Raw genomic sequence first — 17,066 nt, 5'->3', positions numbered from 1 at the left:
GCCCATGACGTACCCGCCGCCTGGACCGCCCCCGGGACCACCTGGAAATTACCCGCCCCCGGGACCGCCCGGACCGCCCCCGGGACCGCCTGGCAACTACCCGCCCCCGCCGCCGGGGAACTACCCGCCGCCGCCTCCGGGCGGAGGCTTCCCGCCCCCCGGGTTCGGGCCGAGCCCCGGCGCGCTGGGCAACTTGCCGCCGGAGGCCTACGCGCAGTGGTTCACCCGCGTGTGCGCGTTCCTGATCGACATGGTCCCGGTCTGGCTGATCTCCGGCATCGGCTACGGCATCATGATGGCGACCGGTGACACCACCTGTGTCGGTGCCGAATACGGCTACGGCGGCGCCTGTGTGACGGAGCCGTCGGTCGTCGGACTGCTGCTCCAGGCGGTGCTGTCGCTGGGAGCCTTTGCGTTCCAGCTGTGGAACCGGGGTTACCGGGCGGGCACGACGGGGCAGAGCCTCGGCAAGTCGGTCATGAAGATCAAACTTGTCTCCGAGGCGACCGGCCAGCCGCTGGGCTTCGGTATGGCCTTTGTTCGGGATATCGCGCACTTCGTGGACGCGATCATCTGCTACATCGGTTTCCTGTTCCCGTTGTGGGACAACAAGCGCCAGACGCTGGCCGACAAGTTGATCTCGACGGTTGTTCTGCCGGCCGAGTAGTCGGCAGCAGTCAGAAACGCCCGGCCGGGTCACTCAGGCCGGGCGTTTCTGTTGGGCAGGCCTTAGGCTGGCCTGCGATGAGTGATCACCGCGCCCCGATGGGTTTGTCCACGAAGGCCGTCCACGCCGGCTATCAGCCGGACCCGGCCACCGGCGCGGTCAACGTGCCGATCTACGCCAGCAGCACCTTCGCTCAGGACGGCGTCGGCGGTCTGCGTGGCGGGTATGAATATGCCCGCACCGGCAACCCGACCCGCGCCGCGCTGGAAGCCGCGCTCGCCGCCGTCGAGGAGGGCGGCTTCGGTCGTGCGTTCGGTTCGGGGATGGCCGCCACCGACTGCGCGCTGCGCGCCCTGCTGCGGCCCGGCGATCACCTGATCATCCCCGACGATGCCTACGGCGGCACGTTTCGGCTGATCGACAAGGTCTTCACCGAGTGGGGCGTGGCCTACACGCCGGTGGCGCTGTCTGACCTTGACGCGGTGCGCGCGGCCGTCACGCCGGCGACACGGCTGATCTGGGTGGAGACCCCCACCAACCCGCTGCTGTCCATCGCCGATATCGAAGCCCTCGCCGCGATCGGCCGTGAAGTCGGCGCGAAGACGTTGGTGGACAACACCTTTGCTTCACCTGCGCTGCAGCAGCCGCTGACGCTGGGCGCCGACGTGGTACTGCACTCGACGACCAAATACATCGGCGGGCACTCCGATGTGGTCGGCGGTGCGTTGGTCACCAACGACGAAGAGTTGCATGCGGCGTTCGGTTTTCTGCAGAACGGGGCCGGCGCGGTGCCAGGACCGTTCGACGCCTACCTGACGATGCGGGGCCTGAAGACCCTGGTGCTGCGCATGCAGCGGCACAGCGAAAACGCGGCGGCGGTGGCGCAGTTCCTCGTCGGGCATCCGGCGGTGAGCGCGGTGCTGTACCCGGGCCTGCCCGAGCATCCGGGCCACGACGTCGCCGCCCGGCAGATGCGCGGCTTCGGCGGCATGGTGTCGGTGCGGATGCGCGGCGGGCGCGCCGCCGCGGAGAAGCTGTGTGCGGGTACCGGGGTGTTCATCCTGGCCGAGTCGCTGGGCGGGGTGGAATCGCTGATCGAGCACCCGGGGGCGATGACGCACGCGTCGACAGCGGGCTCGCAACTGGAGGTGCCCGACGACCTGGTGCGGCTGTCGGTGGGCATCGAGGACGTCGCCGATCTGCTGGCCGACCTGGAGCAGGCACTGACTTAGCCCGACTTAGCCCCGCGAGCAGACGCAAATGTGCCCTATTTCGCTGCGGAAAGGGCACATTTGCGTCTGCTCGGCACCTACAGGGCCTGGCGGACCGCCGCCATCGTCAAGGCCAGGTTGAACTCCGGCAACTCCGGCTCCGACTCGGTAACCCAACTGCCGCTGGCGATCTCAGCGGCCCGGTTACGCACCCAGCCCCAGCCGCGGTCGTTGAGACTCAGCAGGGCGCCGAACCCGTCGATGGTGTGCAGCAGCGTGATGATGGCCGCTGTCGGGGGAGCCGGGCGCTGATCGTCGAACACGGCCGACAGTAGCGCCGCGCGCGCCGCGGCCACCCGGGTCCGCTCGGTCAGCGGCCAGGACCGCGACTGCTTGAACCCCTTGCGGATACGCACCGGCTGGACCTGGCCGGTCGCTTCCAGGTGGATCAGCAACGCGGCGGGAATGGACCGGCGCAGCTTGGCGATCGCGTCGGCGGGCTTGAGCGAGCGATGCGCCAGCAACTCCAGGGCGGGCACCTCGACGGCGTCCACCGGACCCGTCCCGTCCATCAGCACGAGCTGACCGGCCGGCGTGGGTTCGCCGTCGACCGTCGGGCGGACTCGGCAGGCATGCGCCAGATCCAGCAGGACCGCCGCGGTCAGCACCCGGTCGCAGATGGCGGTTTCCAACTGCGGCCGCGCGGACGCGTTGTCGAGCAGCAGCAACAGCAGCTCCTCGGCGATCTGCGCCATCAGCCGACTGTAAAACTCTCCGCGGGGCGGGGACTACTCGTGGTAGGGCTCGGCGCTGACCAGGGTCACCTTGACGGTGCTGCCGTTGGGCACCTTGTAGCTGCGCTGGTCGCCGACCTTGGCGTCGATCAGCGCGCCACCGAGCGGCGAGTTCGGCGAGTACACCTCGAGCTTGCCGTCGTTGACACCCTCCTGGCGGGTGGCGATCAGGAACGTCTCGGTGTCGGATTCGTCGTCGTTGTAGAACACCTTCACCACCGAACCCGGCAGCGCGACCCCGGACTGGGTGGGCGCCTCGCCGACCTTGGCGTTGTTCAGCAGTTCCTGCAGCTGGCGGATCCGGGCCTCCTGCTGGCCCTGCTCCTCGCGCGCGGCGTGGTATCCGCCGTTCTCGCGCAGGTCGCCCTCTTCGCGGCGGTCGTTGATCTCTGCGGCGATGACGGGTCGGTTCGCGATCAACTGGTCCAGCTCAGCCTTGAGCCGGTCATGTGATTCCTGGGTCAACCAGGTCACCTGAGTGTCCGTCATGTTGTCGCGCTCCTTGTGTCGTCGGTCCCCCAGTAGGCAGTGGCCGGGGCTTCGGCTCGGCTGCCGGGGCCGCTGTGGTGCATCCTCGCGTCTTACTGATCCAGTGCGGGGTACCCCCGAGAGGACGCACCTAATGCAGCAATACACGGTCCCATCAGGAACCGTGTATCCAAACAGGGTACCACCGTGTTCACGGGGCCCGCAGGTAGTCGGGTACGTCGGTGCCGCACCCGTAAATATCGCCCATCGCCGGCGGCTTGCTGGATTTCAGGGTTGTGGTGACCTGGATGGTCTCCTGCTGCGAGGGCCCGACCAGCACTTCACGGCGCCCCGTCTCGGTGCCGTCCTTGGCCCGGACCCGCACGATGCAGTCCACCGGACGCGACGGGTCGGATCGGGTCACGCTGATTGTTACCGACACGGTTTCGTCGTCGATCAGCCGGTAGCCGGCCAGCGCACCCTTGACCTCGCTGCTGCTCAGGCGCTGATAGCCGATGACGGCGATGACGGTGGCGACGGCGACGGTGACGACCACCAGCGCGATGGCAACCCGATGCCGCGCGGTACGAGACAGCCGGGAGTGCCCGTAGCGCCCGTCCGGGCGGGTTGCGGCAGCGTCGATCATGAGAGTGGTCCTAGGTCGGGTTCCACTGCGTTGTCGACAGGGTGGAACTATGGGGGCCGGAACTTTCTGGAACTATAAGGCCACATGGTCGGCTGACGGCAGACGGAGCAGGTAAGACACACGTGAGCGAACTGCGATTGATGGCAGTGCACGCCCACCCGGACGACGAGTCCAGCAAAGGGGCGGCCACCCTGGCCCGCTATGCCGACGAGGGCCACCGCGTGCTGGTGGTGACGTTGACCGGCGGTGAGCGCGGCGACATCCTCAACCCGGCGATGGATCTGCCCGAGGTGCACGGGCGGATCGCCGATGTCCGCCGCGACGAGATGGCCAAGGCCGCCGAGATCCTCGGGGTCGAGCACGCCTGGCTGGGTTTCGTCGATTCCGGTCTGCCGCACGGCGACCCGCTGCCGCCACTGCCCGACGACGCCTTCGCGCTGGTTCCGCTGGAGGTCTCCACCGAGGCGCTGGTCCGGTTGGTCCGACAGTTCCGGCCGCACGTGATGACCACCTACGACGAAAACGGCGGCTACCCGCACCCCGATCACATCCGCTGCCACCAAGTTTCGGTCGCCGCGTACGAGGCGGCCGCGGATTACCGGCGCTTCCCCGATTCCGGACCGGTGTGGACGGTGTCGAAGCTGTACTACAACCACGCGTTTCTGCGGCAGCGGATGCAGATGCTGCAGGACGAGTTCGCCAAGCACGGTCAGCAGGGTCCGTTCGAGAAGTGGCTGGCCCACTGGGACCCATCCCACGACCATTTCGCGGACCGGGTCACCACGCAGGTCGAATGCTCCTCCTATTTCGACCAGCGCGACGACGCGCTGCGCGCCCACGCCACCCAGATCGACCCCAAGGGCGACTTCTTCCACGCGCCGATCGAGTGGCAGCAGCGGCTGTGGCCGACCGAGGAATTCGAGTTGGCCCGTTCGCGGGTGCCGGTGCGCCTTCCGGAGACCGACCTGTTCGCTGGAATCGAGGCCGACCTGTGAATCACGTCCTGATCCTGACCCTGGGCCTGCTGGCCGATGAGGCCCCCCGCAACAACGGACCGGACTTCGGCAAGGCCAGCCCGTTCGGCCTGCTGGTGATCGTGCTGTTGCTGATCGGCACGTTCTTGTTGGTGTGGTCGATGAATCGGCAGCTGAAAAAGGTGCCCGAGTCATTCGACCCGGAAAACCCGGGGCCGGACCAGGACGCCGACGAGGGGACCGTCTCCGGAGACGACGACGACACACCGCCCCCGCCGGCGGGCTAGCCCACCGGCGGCCTGTTGGTGCCGGTGGTGCCAACGCGTGCCGACCAACCGGTAACGGCCAGATTAACCTTCGTACCTGCGGCTTTGTGTTGCTTCGTGGACGTCGCCGGCCGCGCCGCGGCGTGCGATGATCGCACTGTCCGCTGGGTGTCGTGGGATCAGCGACAGTCGCGTTCCTGCCGAACGGAGAGGGTCAGGGATGATGCCGTCCCGAGGTCAGCCGCAGCGTCTGGCGCCCGTCGCGGCGGTGGTACTGGTCGGCATGGTGGCAGCCTCGACCGCACACGCCGACGCCGTGGACACCAACTTCCTGTCCGCGCTGAACTCCAAAGGCATCGACTTCGCCTCCGGGCAGTCCGCGGTCGTCGCCGGTCATGAGGTCTGCGACGAGCTGGATCTCGGCCGGCAGAAGAACGACGTGGTCTCCGACGTGATGCAGAGCAGCCAGCTGGACGGCTACCACGCCGGCTTCTTCGTCGGGGTCAGCGTCAGCGCATTCTGCCCGAGGCACCACGGGTAATTGTGGTTCAGCCCGCCGACGGCGGGCGCGGCATCACCGGCCCCCTGAGCTCCAACCCGACTTCCAGGTCTTCGTACTTCGTCTGCTTGCGTTTGCGCCAGCCGCTGCCCGCCGAGATCGGCGGCGGCATGATCGGCGGCAGCATCGGGAACGTGGATTCGCCTGCGGGTAGCGGTGATACCGACGATGCGAGCTGCACCGGCGTCGCCAGCGCCGCGACGGCGGGCGGCGCGGTCAGCGGGCCCAGCGACACCCCGACGCCGACCGCCGCGGTGGGCGCCTCGGACAGCCCGGCGGCCCCCAGCGCCCCGCCCAACGCCCCCATCGAGCCCAGCGCTGACGACGGGATCAGGGCGGCTTCGCCCTCCGAGATCCCTTGCCCGATCGCGTTGTCGACGCTCTGCAGCGCCTGAGCCGACGTGTTCTGCGCCAGATAGCTGAGCATGTTGATCGGGAACCCGGACGACACGAACTGGTTGGCGTAGGTGTTCGCCAGCCCGAACCAGCCGCTGTTGGGATCGAAGTTCGCCAGGTCCGACGCCAATGTCGAACCGGCTGAGGCCGGTTGTGTCAGCGTGGGCGCTGCGGATGCGGCAGCGGCGGACACGGTGCTTGCTTGTCCGGCCGACCCGGTGGGTGTGGTGACCGGGGCCGTCGGGCTGAATGCCGGCAGGGTGGTCGCCTGCGCCGAGGCCGCCTGGTAGCGACTCATGGCCGCCGCGTTGTTGGACCACATACCCTGATACTGGTTCTCGTTCTCGGCGATCGCCGCGGAGTTGCTCCCGAATCGGTTGGCGGCCAACAGCTGTGCCCGCCGAATCCGGTTGGCGGTGACCTGTGCGGTGGGCGGCACCGCGGCACGCACGGATTCGAACGCGGCGGCCGCCGACTGGACCGCAGCGGCGGTGCGTTGGCATTGCTGCGCGGCGGTACGCAGCCAGGCCAGGTACGGTTCGGCGGCCTGCACCATCGCGACCGCGGACCGGCCGTGCCACAACCCCACCAGCGACGACACGGCGGCGCGATAATCATCAGCGGATTCGTCGAGGGTGACACCGAGCTGCCGCCACGCCCCGGAAGCTTCCAGCAGCGACCCCGCACCGGGCCCGGAGTGCACCAGCGCCGAGATGACCTCGGGGGGCGACGTCAGGTACTGCATGACGCCCAACGTCGACTACGGGCGGAACACTCTCGGAACATTGTGCTGTCCACAGTGAAAAGAGCGGTGGAACATTGGGCACCGCGGTAGGCAGGCATTCACGCGATCGCACTGATGGCGGCCGACAGCCGCGACCTGAACTCATCGGGGATCGGGACGTAGCCGTGGTCGGCAAGGCCGCGCTGGCCCTCGCCGATGGCGCTCTGCAGAAACGCCCTGACCGCCGCGCCGACCCGCGGATCGGGATACTTCGAGCAAACGACCTCATAGGTGGCCAACACGATCGGGTAGGCGCCCGGCCGGTTCGGCCGGTAGAACGAGATCGTATCGAGGGCCAGATCGTTGCCGTCGCCGATGAACCAGGCCGCCGAGATCGTCTTGCCGACCGAATCCGCGCTGATGGCAACCGGATCCGGTCCCGCGGACGTGACGATGTCGGCCATGCTCAGCTGATGGTCCTGTGCGAACGACCATTCGGTGTAGGTGATCGACCCTTCGGCGCCGGCGACCGCCGCGGCGACACCGTCGTTGCCGTGGGCGCCCGCACCGACGCCGCCGTTGAATGCGCGTCCGGCACCCTTACCCCAGGTTCCGGCGGATGCGGTATCCAGATACCGCTGGAAGTTGTCGGTGGTCCCGGAGTCGTCGCTGCGGAACACCACCCGGATCGGCGCCGCGGGCAGATCCGCGTTCGGGTTCAACGCCCGGATCACGGGATCGTTCCAGGTCGTGATGGCGCCGTTGAAGATTTCCGCGGTGGTCGGGCCGTCCAGAATCAACGACGTCACACCCTCGAGGTTGTAGGCGACGGCAACCGGCCCGAACACCACCGGAAGGTTCCACACCGGCGCACCGCAGCGTTGCTGCGCCCGGTCGTATTCGCCCTTGCTCAGGGGTGAGTCCGAGCCGCCGAAATCGGTCTTGCCCGACATGAATTCGTCGATCCCGGCGCCGGATCCGATCGCCCGATAGGTCAGCGACTGTCCCGCGCAGGCCTGGTCGAAGGCGGCGATGAAGCGTGTCATCGCGTTCTCCTGGGCGGTGGAACCGCTGGCCGTCAGGGCCGGGCTCCCGCCGCAGCGCACCGGGGTCGTCGGCGCGGGCGGGGCGTCGCGGTCGCTGCCACACCCGGACAGCGCCGTCGCGCCGGCAGCCAGAATGCTCAGTGCGGCACGTCGAATGCTGGTCAATCAGGTCCCTTTGGATCGTCCCGATGAGGCATGCTAACAACGGTCATAGCCGTCAATCACCGGTCTTTGCAGTCGAATTCAAGATTTCAGCCGCCGTTTCCGATCTGGTCACGGGTTAGACCGCTGGACGGCATCGAATCACGCCAGCGGGCCTATCTCGGAGCAAGCAACCACCGCGGTTAACGTGAAGGTATGGTCAATCGCCTCGTGAGCTCCGCCAGCCCGTATCTGCGCCAGCACGCCGAGAACCCGGTGGACTGGCAGGAGTGGACCCCGCGCGCGCTGGCCGAGGCGGTGGACCGCGATGTACCGATCCTGCTGTCGGTGGGCTACGCGGCCTGTCACTGGTGTCACGTGATGGCCCACGAATCCTTCGAGGACCACGAGGTCGCCGCCGCGATGAACGCCGGCTTCGTCTGTGTCAAGGTCGACCGCGAGGAGCGTCCCGACTTGGACGCGGTCTACATGAATGCGACCATCGCGCTCACCGGTCAGGGCGGCTGGCCGATGACCTGTTTCCTCACTCCCGACGGCCGGCCGTTCTACTGCGGTACCTACTATCCGAAATCTGCGTTTCTGGAGTTGCTTTCGGCTGTGAACAGCACCTGGCAGATCCGACGTGACGAGGTCGAGCAGGCGTCGGATCACATCGCCGCCGAGTTGACTTCGATGGCGGCGGGGCTGCCCGGTGGTGGCCCGCCGGTTGAAGAAGCGCTGTGTGACCACGCGGTCGCGGGCGTGCTCGCCGACCAGGACACCGTGCACGGCGGGTTCGGCGGCGCACCCAAGTTCCCGCCGTCGGCGCTGTTGGAGGCTTTGCTGCGCAACTATGAACGCACCGGGTCGCCGGCGGCACTGGACGCGGTCGCGCTGGCCGGCGGCGCGATGGCCCGCGGCGGAATCTATGACCAGCTGGCCGGCGGATTCGCCCGTTACAGCGTCGACAACGCCTGGGTGGTGCCGCATTTCGAGAAGATGCTGTATGACAACGCGCTGCTGCTGCGGGTCTACGCGCACTGGGCCCGGCGCACCGCGGACCCGTTGGCAAGCCGGGTCACCCGGCAGACGGCACGGTTCCTCCTCGACGAACTCTCCGATGCCGGCATGTTCGTCTCGTCGCTGGACGCCGACGCCGACGGCCGGGAAGGCTCGACCTACGTATGGACACCGGGACAGTTGACCGAGGTCCTCGGCGAGGACGACGGACGATGGGCGGCAGAGGTTTTCGGCGTCACCAGCGCAGGCACCTTCGAGCACGGGACTTCGGTGCTGCAGCTTGCAGCCGATCCCGGCGACGAGGATCGCCTGCAGCGGGTACGCGACGCGCTGCTGGCGGCCCGGCGCACCCGGACCCAGCCGGGCCGTGACGACAAGGTGGTCACCTCCTGGAACGGCCTGGCGATCACGGCGCTGGCCGAAGCCGGCGTGGCGCTGCAGGAACCCGAGTTGGTCGCCGCCGCACAGCGATGCGCCACCGAACTGCTGGCCACGCACCTGGTGGACGGCCGGTTGCGGCGGGCCAGCCTGGGCGGTCAGGTCGGCGACAGCGCGGCGATCCTGGAAGACCACGGCGCGCTGGCCACCGGCCTGCTGACCCTGTATCAGCTGACCGCCGAACAGCATTGGCTGACCGCTGCCACCGGCCTGCTGGACACCGCGCTGGTCCACTTCGCCGACCCGGATCGGCCCGGTCGATGGTTTGACACCGCCGACGACGCCGAACGGCTGATCCTGCGCCCCGCCGACCCGCTGGACGGGGCCACCCCGTCGGGGGCCTCGTTGATCACCGAGGCCCTGCTGATCGCGGCACACCTGGCCGGTGCCGAGGCCTCGGGTCGTTACCGCCGGGCGGTCGAGGACACGCTGGGGGCGCATTCACCGTTGCTGGCCCGCGCCCCACGATCAGCCGGGCACTGGCTGACGCTCGCCGAGGCGGCCGTGCGGGGACCGCTGCAGATCGCGGTGGCCTGCGAGACGCCGTCGCCGCTGCTGACCGAGGCGCGCCGCCTGGCGCCGGGCGGGACCATCGTGATCGGTGGTCCCGCCGACTCCGCAGAGCTGCTGACGGGCCGGGACCGGGTGGCCGGTGCCGACGCCGCTTACGTCTGCCGGGGTCAGGTCTGTGACCTGCCGGTGAGCACAATTCAGGAGTTGGCTGCTGCGCTGAAGGTGCCCGTGTAACCTGCGTCCCATGCCGAGTGCTGACGCCATCAAAGAATCTGTTCACCGCTACATCGGCCTGGTCGCCAAGGGCACTGCCGACGACATCGTCGAGCTGTATGCGGACGACGCCACCGTCGAGGATCCGGTGGGCGGTGAGGTGCACATCGGCCGGCAGGCGATCCACGGCTTCTACGCCACCCTCGACAACCTCGAGCGGCAATGCGAGCTGGTGACGTTGCGGGTAGCCGGCAACGAGGCGGCGTTTCAGTTCGCGCTGACGGTGACCGCCGGCGACAGCAAGATGCTGATCGAGCCGATCGACGTGATGGTGTTCAACAACGAGGGCAAGGTCAGCGGGATGAAGGCCTACTGGTCGGCGGAGAACGCCACCCAGCTCTAGCCGTCAGGACTTGGGCGTCCTCGTCGGCGAAACGGTCCTCCAGGGCCAGCGGCGTGTAGTCCACGTCGATCTCCTCCAGCGGACGGCCGCGGGCGCTTTCGATGGTGCCGAGCCGCCGCATCCCCTTGTCCATGGCGTAGCCGGCGAACTCCGCCGTGGACAGCCCGAACGGGATGTCGTCGCCGTAGAGTCCGAAGACCTCGTCGACGACCTGCACCGCCACCGGCACCAGCTCGTTGAGGCGCGCCTCGAACACCGCCCAGTTGGCGTCGTCGGCGGCCACGTGGCGTCGGCAGGTGAAGGTGCCCCACGCCATGTGCCGGCGCTCGTCGTCGCCGATATGGCCGACCAATTGCATCATCCCGGGCAGAATGCCGCGGTCGGCGCAGACCCGCTTCCAGGCCTGGTAACCGGTCAGCGCCAAGGTGCCCTCGACGACGTGGTTGTAGGTCACCGAGGCCCGGATCTGAACCGCCGGTGAGGGGTCGGTCAGCAGTGCATTCAACGATTCCGGCAGCTCCTCGTTGAAGATCCTCAAATACGACGGCATCGGATCCAGATAGTCCTGCAGATCGTCGGTGATCCCGACGGCGTCGAGCCACAACCGGAACACCTGGACGTGCTTGGCCTCTTCGAACGCGAACTGGGTCAGGTACATTTCGTCGCCGAGCCGGCCCTCGGCGCGCATCGCCGCCATGAACGGCTGGATGTCGCTGGTGACGGCTTCTTCGCCGGCGATGAAGATCGCGCAGAGCCGGGTCGCGAGGTCCCGCTCCCGATCCGACAGCGACTCCCAGTCCTCCCGGTCGCGGGAGAAGTCGATGTTGGCGGGGTCCCAGGACTTCGCGTTGCCGCCGGCGAAGAGCTTCAACGGCAGACTGTGCCAGTTGAGGCCACCCGAGGCCAGCGAAGCGTAGCCGGTCCGGCTCACCGGGGTCACGCGGCGCCGCCGTCGAACATGTAGCTGAATCCTGCCGACAGCATCTGGAACAGCGACTGGTGGAGATCTTGCAGCTCGTCCCAGGCGGAGGTGAAGTCACTGAATGCCAGCTGCGAGTGGCTGCTCGAGTTCAGTATGGAGACCGCTAGGTCGTCGCGTGCGTTCTCGAAGCCCGCGGTGATACTGGTGGCCGGGTCGGTCCACATCTGATTGAAGACTCCGCCGAGGTCACGAATGCCGCCCGTGAAATCTGTCCACGCCTGCGAGTAGTCGCCCGACGAGAAATCGCCGCGGATTTCCTGGAAGGTGTCTCCGGTGATCATCTCCATCCGCAGTGTGTTCAGAACGGTGGGCAATTCGACATCTTTGGCGAGCAAGGCCCAATTGTCGATGAGCGCTGACGTGGCGAGGCCCGGATTGTGCAGGAACGCCGAGAAGACGCCGGCCCAGCTGGGCGACAGCGACGAGTCCGTGATCCGGTCCAGCACCGAGGGCACGTCTCCCTGGCTACCGAAGATCGTGTTGAACTGTTGAGCGCCGACGGCGTCCTTGATCTGGTCGTATTCCAGGTTGGTGGTCACCCATCCGATCGGGTCGTGTGTCCCGTCCATGACGTAGTCGTACTGGAACAGCCGCTCCTGGATGTCCGCGGCGTACTCGGAGGCGCTGACCGTGGGATAGTCGGTCGGCAGGAGTTGGCTGACCTGGCCGACGGGTACGGTTCCGACGATCTGCGCATCTGCCGGCATGTCACCGTTCAGGCCCTGAATCCGCAGCGCGAGCAGCCCGTCCTGTAGGCCCGAGGTGTTGATCCAGTTGGCCACTCCGGGGTTCTGGCTGCTCAGGATGTAATAGGTGTAGCCATCGGAGTCCTGGAACGCCTGGGTGTTGTTGAGGCTGCCGGTCACGGTCGCGTAGGGAGACGTCGCCGTCCACGCGTTGGAGATCTGAGCGCCGGTGTACGTGGCGTCGATGTTGGGCACCTTGACGACCATCGCCTCGTCGCTCGGGATCTGGTAGTGCACGAAGCTCGTTATCTGACCGGGCAGCAGCGGCCCGCCGGGAATGGCGGAAGTGGTTGTGGCCCAGTCCTTCACCGTGTTCATCGGTATCGTATTGAAGACATACTGCAGGCCGAAGAGGGTGAAGCTCCCGTTATTGGACACCAGGTTGTCGCCGGTCTGAGCCAGCAGCGACGAAATGTCGGTATCCGAGAGCACCGGCATGGTGAACGCGGGCTGATTCACCAGTGCGGCGGAGATAGTGGTCTGCGGCAGGCCCCAGTCGCCGAGGGTGTCACGAACCAGTACGGTCTGGTACCCAGTCGTATCGATCCAGTTGGCGCCGGCCGGCCCGCTGGGACCCACATAGATGGTGTAGCTGCCGTCGGAATTGGGGGTGAACTGATCCAAGTTGTGCGCGATAACGGCGTGCCAGTCCGTCTCCTTGGTCATGCCGTCACCGGTCATCATCGTGAAGGTCACTTCTTCGGTGCCCGGCCCGGGGTGCACGGTGACCACCTCCGTCGTATCCCCGACGGGCAACAGGTGGTACTGCTCATCCGGGTTCGGGCTGTTCAAGAAGTTGTACGGTTCGGCGCCGGAGGCATTCCACTGGTACGGAACCACCGACGTCGCATTCTGCGAGTAGCCGTGCTCCAAGTTGTATTGCGAGAGTCCGAGGATGATCTGGTTCATCGCGGACATCTGCGCATAGGCGGGCAACAGGGTCTTGTCGAAATCGGTGACGAACGGATAGAGGTTGTTCGTGGCGATGACCGTGGCCTGTGCGTTGACGATCTGGGCAAGCAACTCTTGGACCGAGCTCGTCGCGCCTGACGTCAGCGTCATCGCCGGCGCGGCAACTGCCGGCGGTGCAATTGCCGCGGTCATCGCCGGGGATGCCGTCAATGCGACCGCCAACGCGCCGGCCGCCGTGGCTGTAGCGGCCGCTCGCGCGCCGTGACGGCTCCGAACGCGTTCGCGTCCTTGCGACGACCGACGGTTGAGATCCAGGGTGCGGCGGTGGTGAGTCATCTTGCTCCAGGTGCTGATAGAAAGGCCGATTTCAGCTAATAGTTCCCCGTGAAATTGATGTTCACAAGTGGCAGACGCACCGATATCCGGTCGATAACACGGTATTGTTGGTGCGCTATGCACCAGTCACGGATATGCTCTCCCCGTGAACGGGGAGCGTCCATCCGACCGGGCGTGCGAGCTGATGCGGCAAGGCGCCCAGGTGGGTGTCAGCGGTCTCGAACCGTGGCTGCGTGAGCTGCACGAAGCAACAATGGCCTCTGACTATGTGCGCACCATTGCCGATGATCCGGTGATCGTCGAGGCGGTCCGTCAAAGCCTTCAATCGAACCTGCTGCACTGGCTGGCCGCGAACGTCGCTCACCCGGGTGCGCCGGCATCGGCCAATCTCGACGACGAATCACTGACCGCCGCCCGTGATCTGGTTCGTCACGGGTTGGATGAGGCGGCGATCGTCGATGCGTACCGAGTCGCGCACAATACGGCGTGGCGGTACTGGCTGCAGATCATATTCGCATTGACCTCTGAACCGGACGAATTGCGTGAGCTAGTCGATGTGTCGGCTCGCTCCCTGGCGGGCTTCATCGATGCGACGGTCCGCGCGGTCTGTCGGCAGATCCGAACCGAGCGCAATGAGCTGACCCGCGGAACCCACGCCCAACGACGACAGACCATCGCACTGATCATCGACGGCGCGCCGATCATCCCCAACCACATCGAGGATCGGCTTGGCTACGAACTCGGGCAGAACCACATCGCGGCGGTGATCTGGGGCGACGAGTTCAATACCAACCTGTCCGATCTCGACCATGTCGTCGAGGTACTGATCCGCAGCACCGAAGGGCGGGCGTTGTCGGTGCTGGCCGACGCCCGGACCCGCTGGGTGTGGCTGCCCGGGGCAGGCGACCCGGACCTGAGCGACGTCGCAGTCGAACTGAATCGGCGGTCCGGTGTGCGGATGGCCATCGGGCCGACGGCAGAGGGGATCGAGGGTTTTCGGAGCAGCCATCTCGATGCGATAACCATTCAGCGCATGATGGCGCGCCTTGGTTCGCCCCAGCGGATCGCCAAGTTCACCGATATCTACCTCATCGCGTTGATCACCTCGAATCCTGACCAAGCGGATCGATTCATCAAACAGACGCTCGGTGACTTCGAGTCGGCCGACGCTGAACTCCAGCGGACCGTACTGACTTTCGTCAACGAGCAGTTCAACGCCGCACGAACGGCCGAGCGGCTGTACACGCATCGAAACACGGTGCTGCGCAGGATCGCCCGTGCCGATGAGTTGTTGCCGCAACCATTGGAGAAAGACGGTGTGCACATCGCGGTCGCGCTGGAAGCCCTGCACTGGCGTGGTACGCGCCGCTGAGACACAGCGGGAGGTGGGCCCCAGCGAAAGTCCCCATTTCCGGCCCGAAATGGGGACTTTCGTGTCTGCGCGGCACGCGGGTTAGTCGTAGAACGGGTAGAGCGCCGCGAACCAGATCGCGATGTACTGGCAGATCGCGGCGACCGCGGTGCAGGCGTGGAAGAACTCGTGGTAGCCGAACGTGGCGGGCCACGGGTCCGGCCACTTGAACGCGTACATGATGGCGCCGATGCTGTACAGCGCGCCGCCGACCGTAAGCAGCACCATCGCCGCGACTCCGGCGTTGTGCAGGATCACCGCGATGTAGAACGCCGAGACCCAGCCGAGCATCAGATACAGCGGCACCCCGACCCACTTGGGCGCGGTCGGCCAGCACAGCTTGAGCAGCACCCCGAGCAGGGCGCCACCCCACACGATCGCCAACACCGTATTGCCCTGGGCGGGGTCCATGGCGAGCACCGCGAACGGGGTGTAGGTGCCGGCGATGAACACGAAGATCATCGCGTGGTCGACGCGCTTCATCCGGATCCGGGCGGCCACCGTCTGCCAGGTGATGCGGTGATAGGTGGCGCTGACCGCGAACATGCCGACCACCGAAAGGGAGTAGATGAAGGTCGACATGCCCGCTTTGAACCCGGCCATCGCCCCCGCGTGGTGTGCGACCAGCGGCCACGACACCGAGATCAGCGTCGTACCGGCGACGAAGGCCACGAACGCGGAGACCAGATGAATCCAGCCGCGCGCCCGCGGTTTGAGGTGCGGGGCCAGGCCGGCGGCCGGATCCGGTGTCTGCACGGTTTCGGCGCTCAAGGTGCCTCCCTGACTTCGAGGTCGCCGGTAAATCTTGCGCCCCACAGTAGTCTGGATTCTCGTGGAGATCATCCCAGCTCGCCTGAAGGAGCCGTTGTATCGGCTCTACGAGCTGCGGTTGCGGCAGGATCTGGCGGGATCGCAGTCGAGCCTGCCGCGGCATATCGCGGTGCTGTGTGACGGCAACCGGCGCTGGGCGCGCGACGCCGGATACGACGACGTCAGCTACGGCTACCGGATGGGCGCGGCCAAGATCGCCGAGATGCTGCGCTGGTGCCAGGAAGCCGGCATCGAGATGGCCACCGTGTACCTGCTGTCCACCGAAAACCTGCAGCGCGACCCCGAGGAACTCAGCGCCCTCATCGAGATCATCACCGACGTCGTCGAGGAGATCTGCGCGCCCGCCAATCGGTGGAGCGTGCGCACCGTCGGGGATCTGGAGTTGCTCGGTGAAGAGCCCGCTCGCCGGCTGCGCGAGGCCGTCGAGAGCACCACCAGCGCCGCAACCGGGGATGGCGGGTCCTCCCAGTTCCACGTCAACGTCGCCGTGGCCTACGGCGGGCGTCAGGAGATCGTCGACGCGGTCCGCGGCCTGCTGAACAAGGAGCTGGCCAACGGGGCCACCGCCGAGGAGCTGGTCGACGCGGTCACGGCCGACGCCATCTCGGAGAACCTGTACACCTCCGGGCAGCCGGATCCGGACCTGGTCATCCGGACGTCGGGGGAGCAGCGACTGTCCGGGTTCCTGCTGTGGCAGAGCGCCTACTCCGAGATGTGGTTCACCGAGGCGCACTGGCCGGCGTTTCGACGGGTCGACTTCCTGCGCGCCCTGCGCGACTTCAGCCAGCGGCACCGCCGTTACGGGCGATAGCTCACCGTCTACAGTTCACCCATGATGCGGCGGTTGGCAGCCTTGGCGCTGGTTCCCGGAATGCTGGTGTTCGGTAGCGCGCCGGCGCAGGCCGACGAAACGAGCTACCTCGGCTACCTCGACGCGCACGGCTTCAAGTACCAGAACCACGTCGGGGTCACCACCCCCGACGGGGCCGTCCGTTTCGGGCAGGTCATCTGCCAGAACCTTCGGCATGGCCGCCCGGCCCGCGACCGGTTCGATCCCAAACTCGCGAGCGGAATCGATCAGGTGATGATCGATGGCGCGCAGCGCGAGCTGTGCCCAGAGACCCTGGCCAAGGCGCCGGCACCGCCGGGAGCCCCGCCGCTGGGCGCGCCGTTGCAGCCGCCTGGCGCGCCGCCGGCACCGGAGCCTGCGCCGGCCCCCGAGCAGCCGCCGGCCCCCTGGCTGCCGCCGCCCCCTGAGGCGCCGGGCCCGGAGGCACCCGGCCCCGAGGCGCCGCCCGCTCCGGAAGGCCCAGCGCAGCCGTCGCCCGAGCAGCAGCCGAATCCCTAGTCGACGGCACCGGCCAGCGCT

At 67.2% G+C, this 17,066-nt stretch carries 18 protein-coding genes; 10 read left to right on the top strand and 8 right to left on the bottom strand.

The annotated features are described in order from the left end of the window. The first annotated feature begins 4 nt into the window (after positions 1-4). On the top strand, positions 5-667 hold the full coding sequence (locus AC5Y36_RS19070) for an RDD family protein (RefSeq protein WP_500042509.1): 663 nt from the start codon (positions 5-7) through the stop codon (positions 665-667). A gap of 77 nt (positions 668-744) precedes the next feature. Further along, a complete protein-coding gene (locus AC5Y36_RS19065; RefSeq protein WP_500042508.1) occupies positions 745-1,899 on the top strand; it encodes a cystathionine gamma-synthase in 1,155 nt (384 codons plus the stop codon). Between the two features lie 77 nt (positions 1,900-1,976). Here the strand turns inward: AC5Y36_RS19065 and AC5Y36_RS19060 are convergent, their stop codons facing one another. The 3 genes from AC5Y36_RS19060 to AC5Y36_RS19050 all read right to left on the bottom strand — a co-directional run bounded on the left by AC5Y36_RS19060 (position 1,977) and on the right by AC5Y36_RS19050 (position 3,786). Further along, complete coding sequence (locus AC5Y36_RS19060; RefSeq protein ID WP_500042507.1) at positions 1,977-2,633, bottom strand: GOLPH3/VPS74 family protein; 657 nt, start codon at positions 2,631-2,633, stop codon at positions 1,977-1,979. A gap of 33 nt (positions 2,634-2,666) precedes the next feature. Beyond that, complete coding sequence (gene greA / locus AC5Y36_RS19055) at positions 2,667-3,161, bottom strand: transcription elongation factor GreA (protein WP_500042506.1); 495 nt, start codon at positions 3,159-3,161, stop codon at positions 2,667-2,669. 190 nt (positions 3,162-3,351) lie between these two features. Then, positions 3,352-3,786 carry a DUF4307 domain-containing protein gene (locus tag AC5Y36_RS19050; protein ID WP_500042505.1) on the bottom strand — a complete coding sequence of 145 codons (435 nt, stop codon included), beginning with the start codon at positions 3,784-3,786 and terminating at the stop codon, positions 3,352-3,354. A gap of 122 nt (positions 3,787-3,908) precedes the next feature. Between AC5Y36_RS19050 and mca the strand changes: the two genes are divergently transcribed. The 3 genes from mca (at position 3,909) to AC5Y36_RS19035 (ending at position 5,567) form a co-directional block, all read left to right on the top strand. Further along, positions 3,909-4,781: a mycothiol conjugate amidase Mca gene (gene mca / locus AC5Y36_RS19045; protein WP_500042504.1), complete on the top strand. Its 873-nt coding sequence runs from the start codon at positions 3,909-3,911 to the stop codon at positions 4,779-4,781. Further along, positions 4,778-5,047 (top strand): hypothetical protein, encoded by a 270-nt coding sequence (locus AC5Y36_RS19040; RefSeq protein WP_500042503.1) that lies wholly within the window; start codon positions 4,778-4,780, stop codon positions 5,045-5,047. The genes mca and AC5Y36_RS19040 overlap by 4 nt, the downstream gene beginning before the upstream one ends. Before the next feature lie 199 nt (positions 5,048-5,246). After that, positions 5,247-5,567, top strand: a complete 321-nt coding sequence (locus AC5Y36_RS19035; protein ID WP_500042501.1) for a DUF732 domain-containing protein — start codon at positions 5,247-5,249, stop codon at positions 5,565-5,567. 7 nt (positions 5,568-5,574) lie between these two features. Here the strand turns inward: AC5Y36_RS19035 and AC5Y36_RS19030 are convergent, their stop codons facing one another. Together AC5Y36_RS19030 and pstS are read right to left on the bottom strand one after the other, a co-directional pair. Beyond that, positions 5,575-6,726: a PPE family protein gene (locus AC5Y36_RS19030; protein ID WP_500042500.1), complete on the bottom strand. Its 1,152-nt coding sequence runs from the start codon at positions 6,724-6,726 to the stop codon at positions 5,575-5,577. A gap of 98 nt (positions 6,727-6,824) precedes the next feature. Then, positions 6,825-7,916, bottom strand: coding sequence for a phosphate ABC transporter substrate-binding protein PstS (gene pstS / locus AC5Y36_RS19025; RefSeq protein WP_500042499.1), 1,092 nt, complete (start codon positions 7,914-7,916; stop codon positions 6,825-6,827). A 192-nt stretch (positions 7,917-8,108) separates the two neighbouring features. Between pstS and AC5Y36_RS19020 the strand changes: the two genes are divergently transcribed. Both AC5Y36_RS19020 and AC5Y36_RS19015 read left to right on the top strand, forming a co-directional pair. Next, positions 8,109-10,097, top strand: a complete 1,989-nt coding sequence (locus tag AC5Y36_RS19020; RefSeq protein WP_500042498.1) for a thioredoxin domain-containing protein — start codon at positions 8,109-8,111, stop codon at positions 10,095-10,097. Between the two features lie 10 nt (positions 10,098-10,107). Beyond that, positions 10,108-10,479 carry a nuclear transport factor 2 family protein gene (locus tag AC5Y36_RS19015; protein ID WP_500042497.1) on the top strand — a complete coding sequence of 124 codons (372 nt, stop codon included), beginning with the start codon at positions 10,108-10,110 and terminating at the stop codon, positions 10,477-10,479. Here the strand turns inward: AC5Y36_RS19015 and AC5Y36_RS19010 are convergent. Next, a complete protein-coding gene (locus AC5Y36_RS19010) occupies positions 10,430-11,410 on the bottom strand; it encodes a R2-like ligand-binding oxidase (protein ID WP_500042544.1) in 981 nt (326 codons plus the stop codon). The genes AC5Y36_RS19015 and AC5Y36_RS19010 overlap by 50 nt on opposite strands. A 5-nt stretch (positions 11,411-11,415) precedes the next feature. Next, positions 11,416-13,311, bottom strand: a complete 1,896-nt coding sequence (locus AC5Y36_RS19005; protein ID WP_500042496.1) for a DUF1214 domain-containing protein — start codon at positions 13,309-13,311, stop codon at positions 11,416-11,418. A 289-nt stretch (positions 13,312-13,600) separates the two neighbouring features. Here AC5Y36_RS19005 and AC5Y36_RS19000 point away from each other — a divergent pair, with 289 nt between their 5' ends. Continuing rightward, positions 13,601-14,827 (top strand): PucR family transcriptional regulator, encoded by a 1,227-nt coding sequence (locus AC5Y36_RS19000; protein ID WP_500042495.1) that lies wholly within the window; start codon positions 13,601-13,603, stop codon positions 14,825-14,827. An 81-nt stretch (positions 14,828-14,908) separates the two neighbouring features. On the opposite strand, the gene trhA is transcribed toward AC5Y36_RS19000, so the two are convergent. Beyond that, on the bottom strand, positions 14,909-15,709 hold the full coding sequence (trhA, locus tag AC5Y36_RS18995; protein ID WP_500042494.1) for a PAQR family membrane homeostasis protein TrhA: 801 nt from the start codon (positions 15,707-15,709) through the stop codon (positions 14,909-14,911). Here trhA and AC5Y36_RS18990 point away from each other — a divergent pair. Next, positions 15,699-16,508, top strand: coding sequence for a (2Z,6E)-farnesyl diphosphate synthase (locus AC5Y36_RS18990; RefSeq protein ID WP_500042493.1), 810 nt, complete (start codon positions 15,699-15,701; stop codon positions 16,506-16,508). The genes trhA and AC5Y36_RS18990 overlap by 11 nt on opposite strands. 21 nt (positions 16,509-16,529) lie before the next feature. Beyond that, positions 16,530-17,045, top strand: coding sequence for a DUF732 domain-containing protein (locus tag AC5Y36_RS18985; protein WP_500042492.1), 516 nt, complete (start codon positions 16,530-16,532; stop codon positions 17,043-17,045). Positions 17,046-17,066 lie beyond the last annotated feature (21 nt).

This window comes from Mycobacterium sp. NGS50, assembly GCF_059812545.1.
Note: the sequence above shows the minus strand (reverse complement) of the source record. Positions and strands in the feature narration are given on the sequence as shown.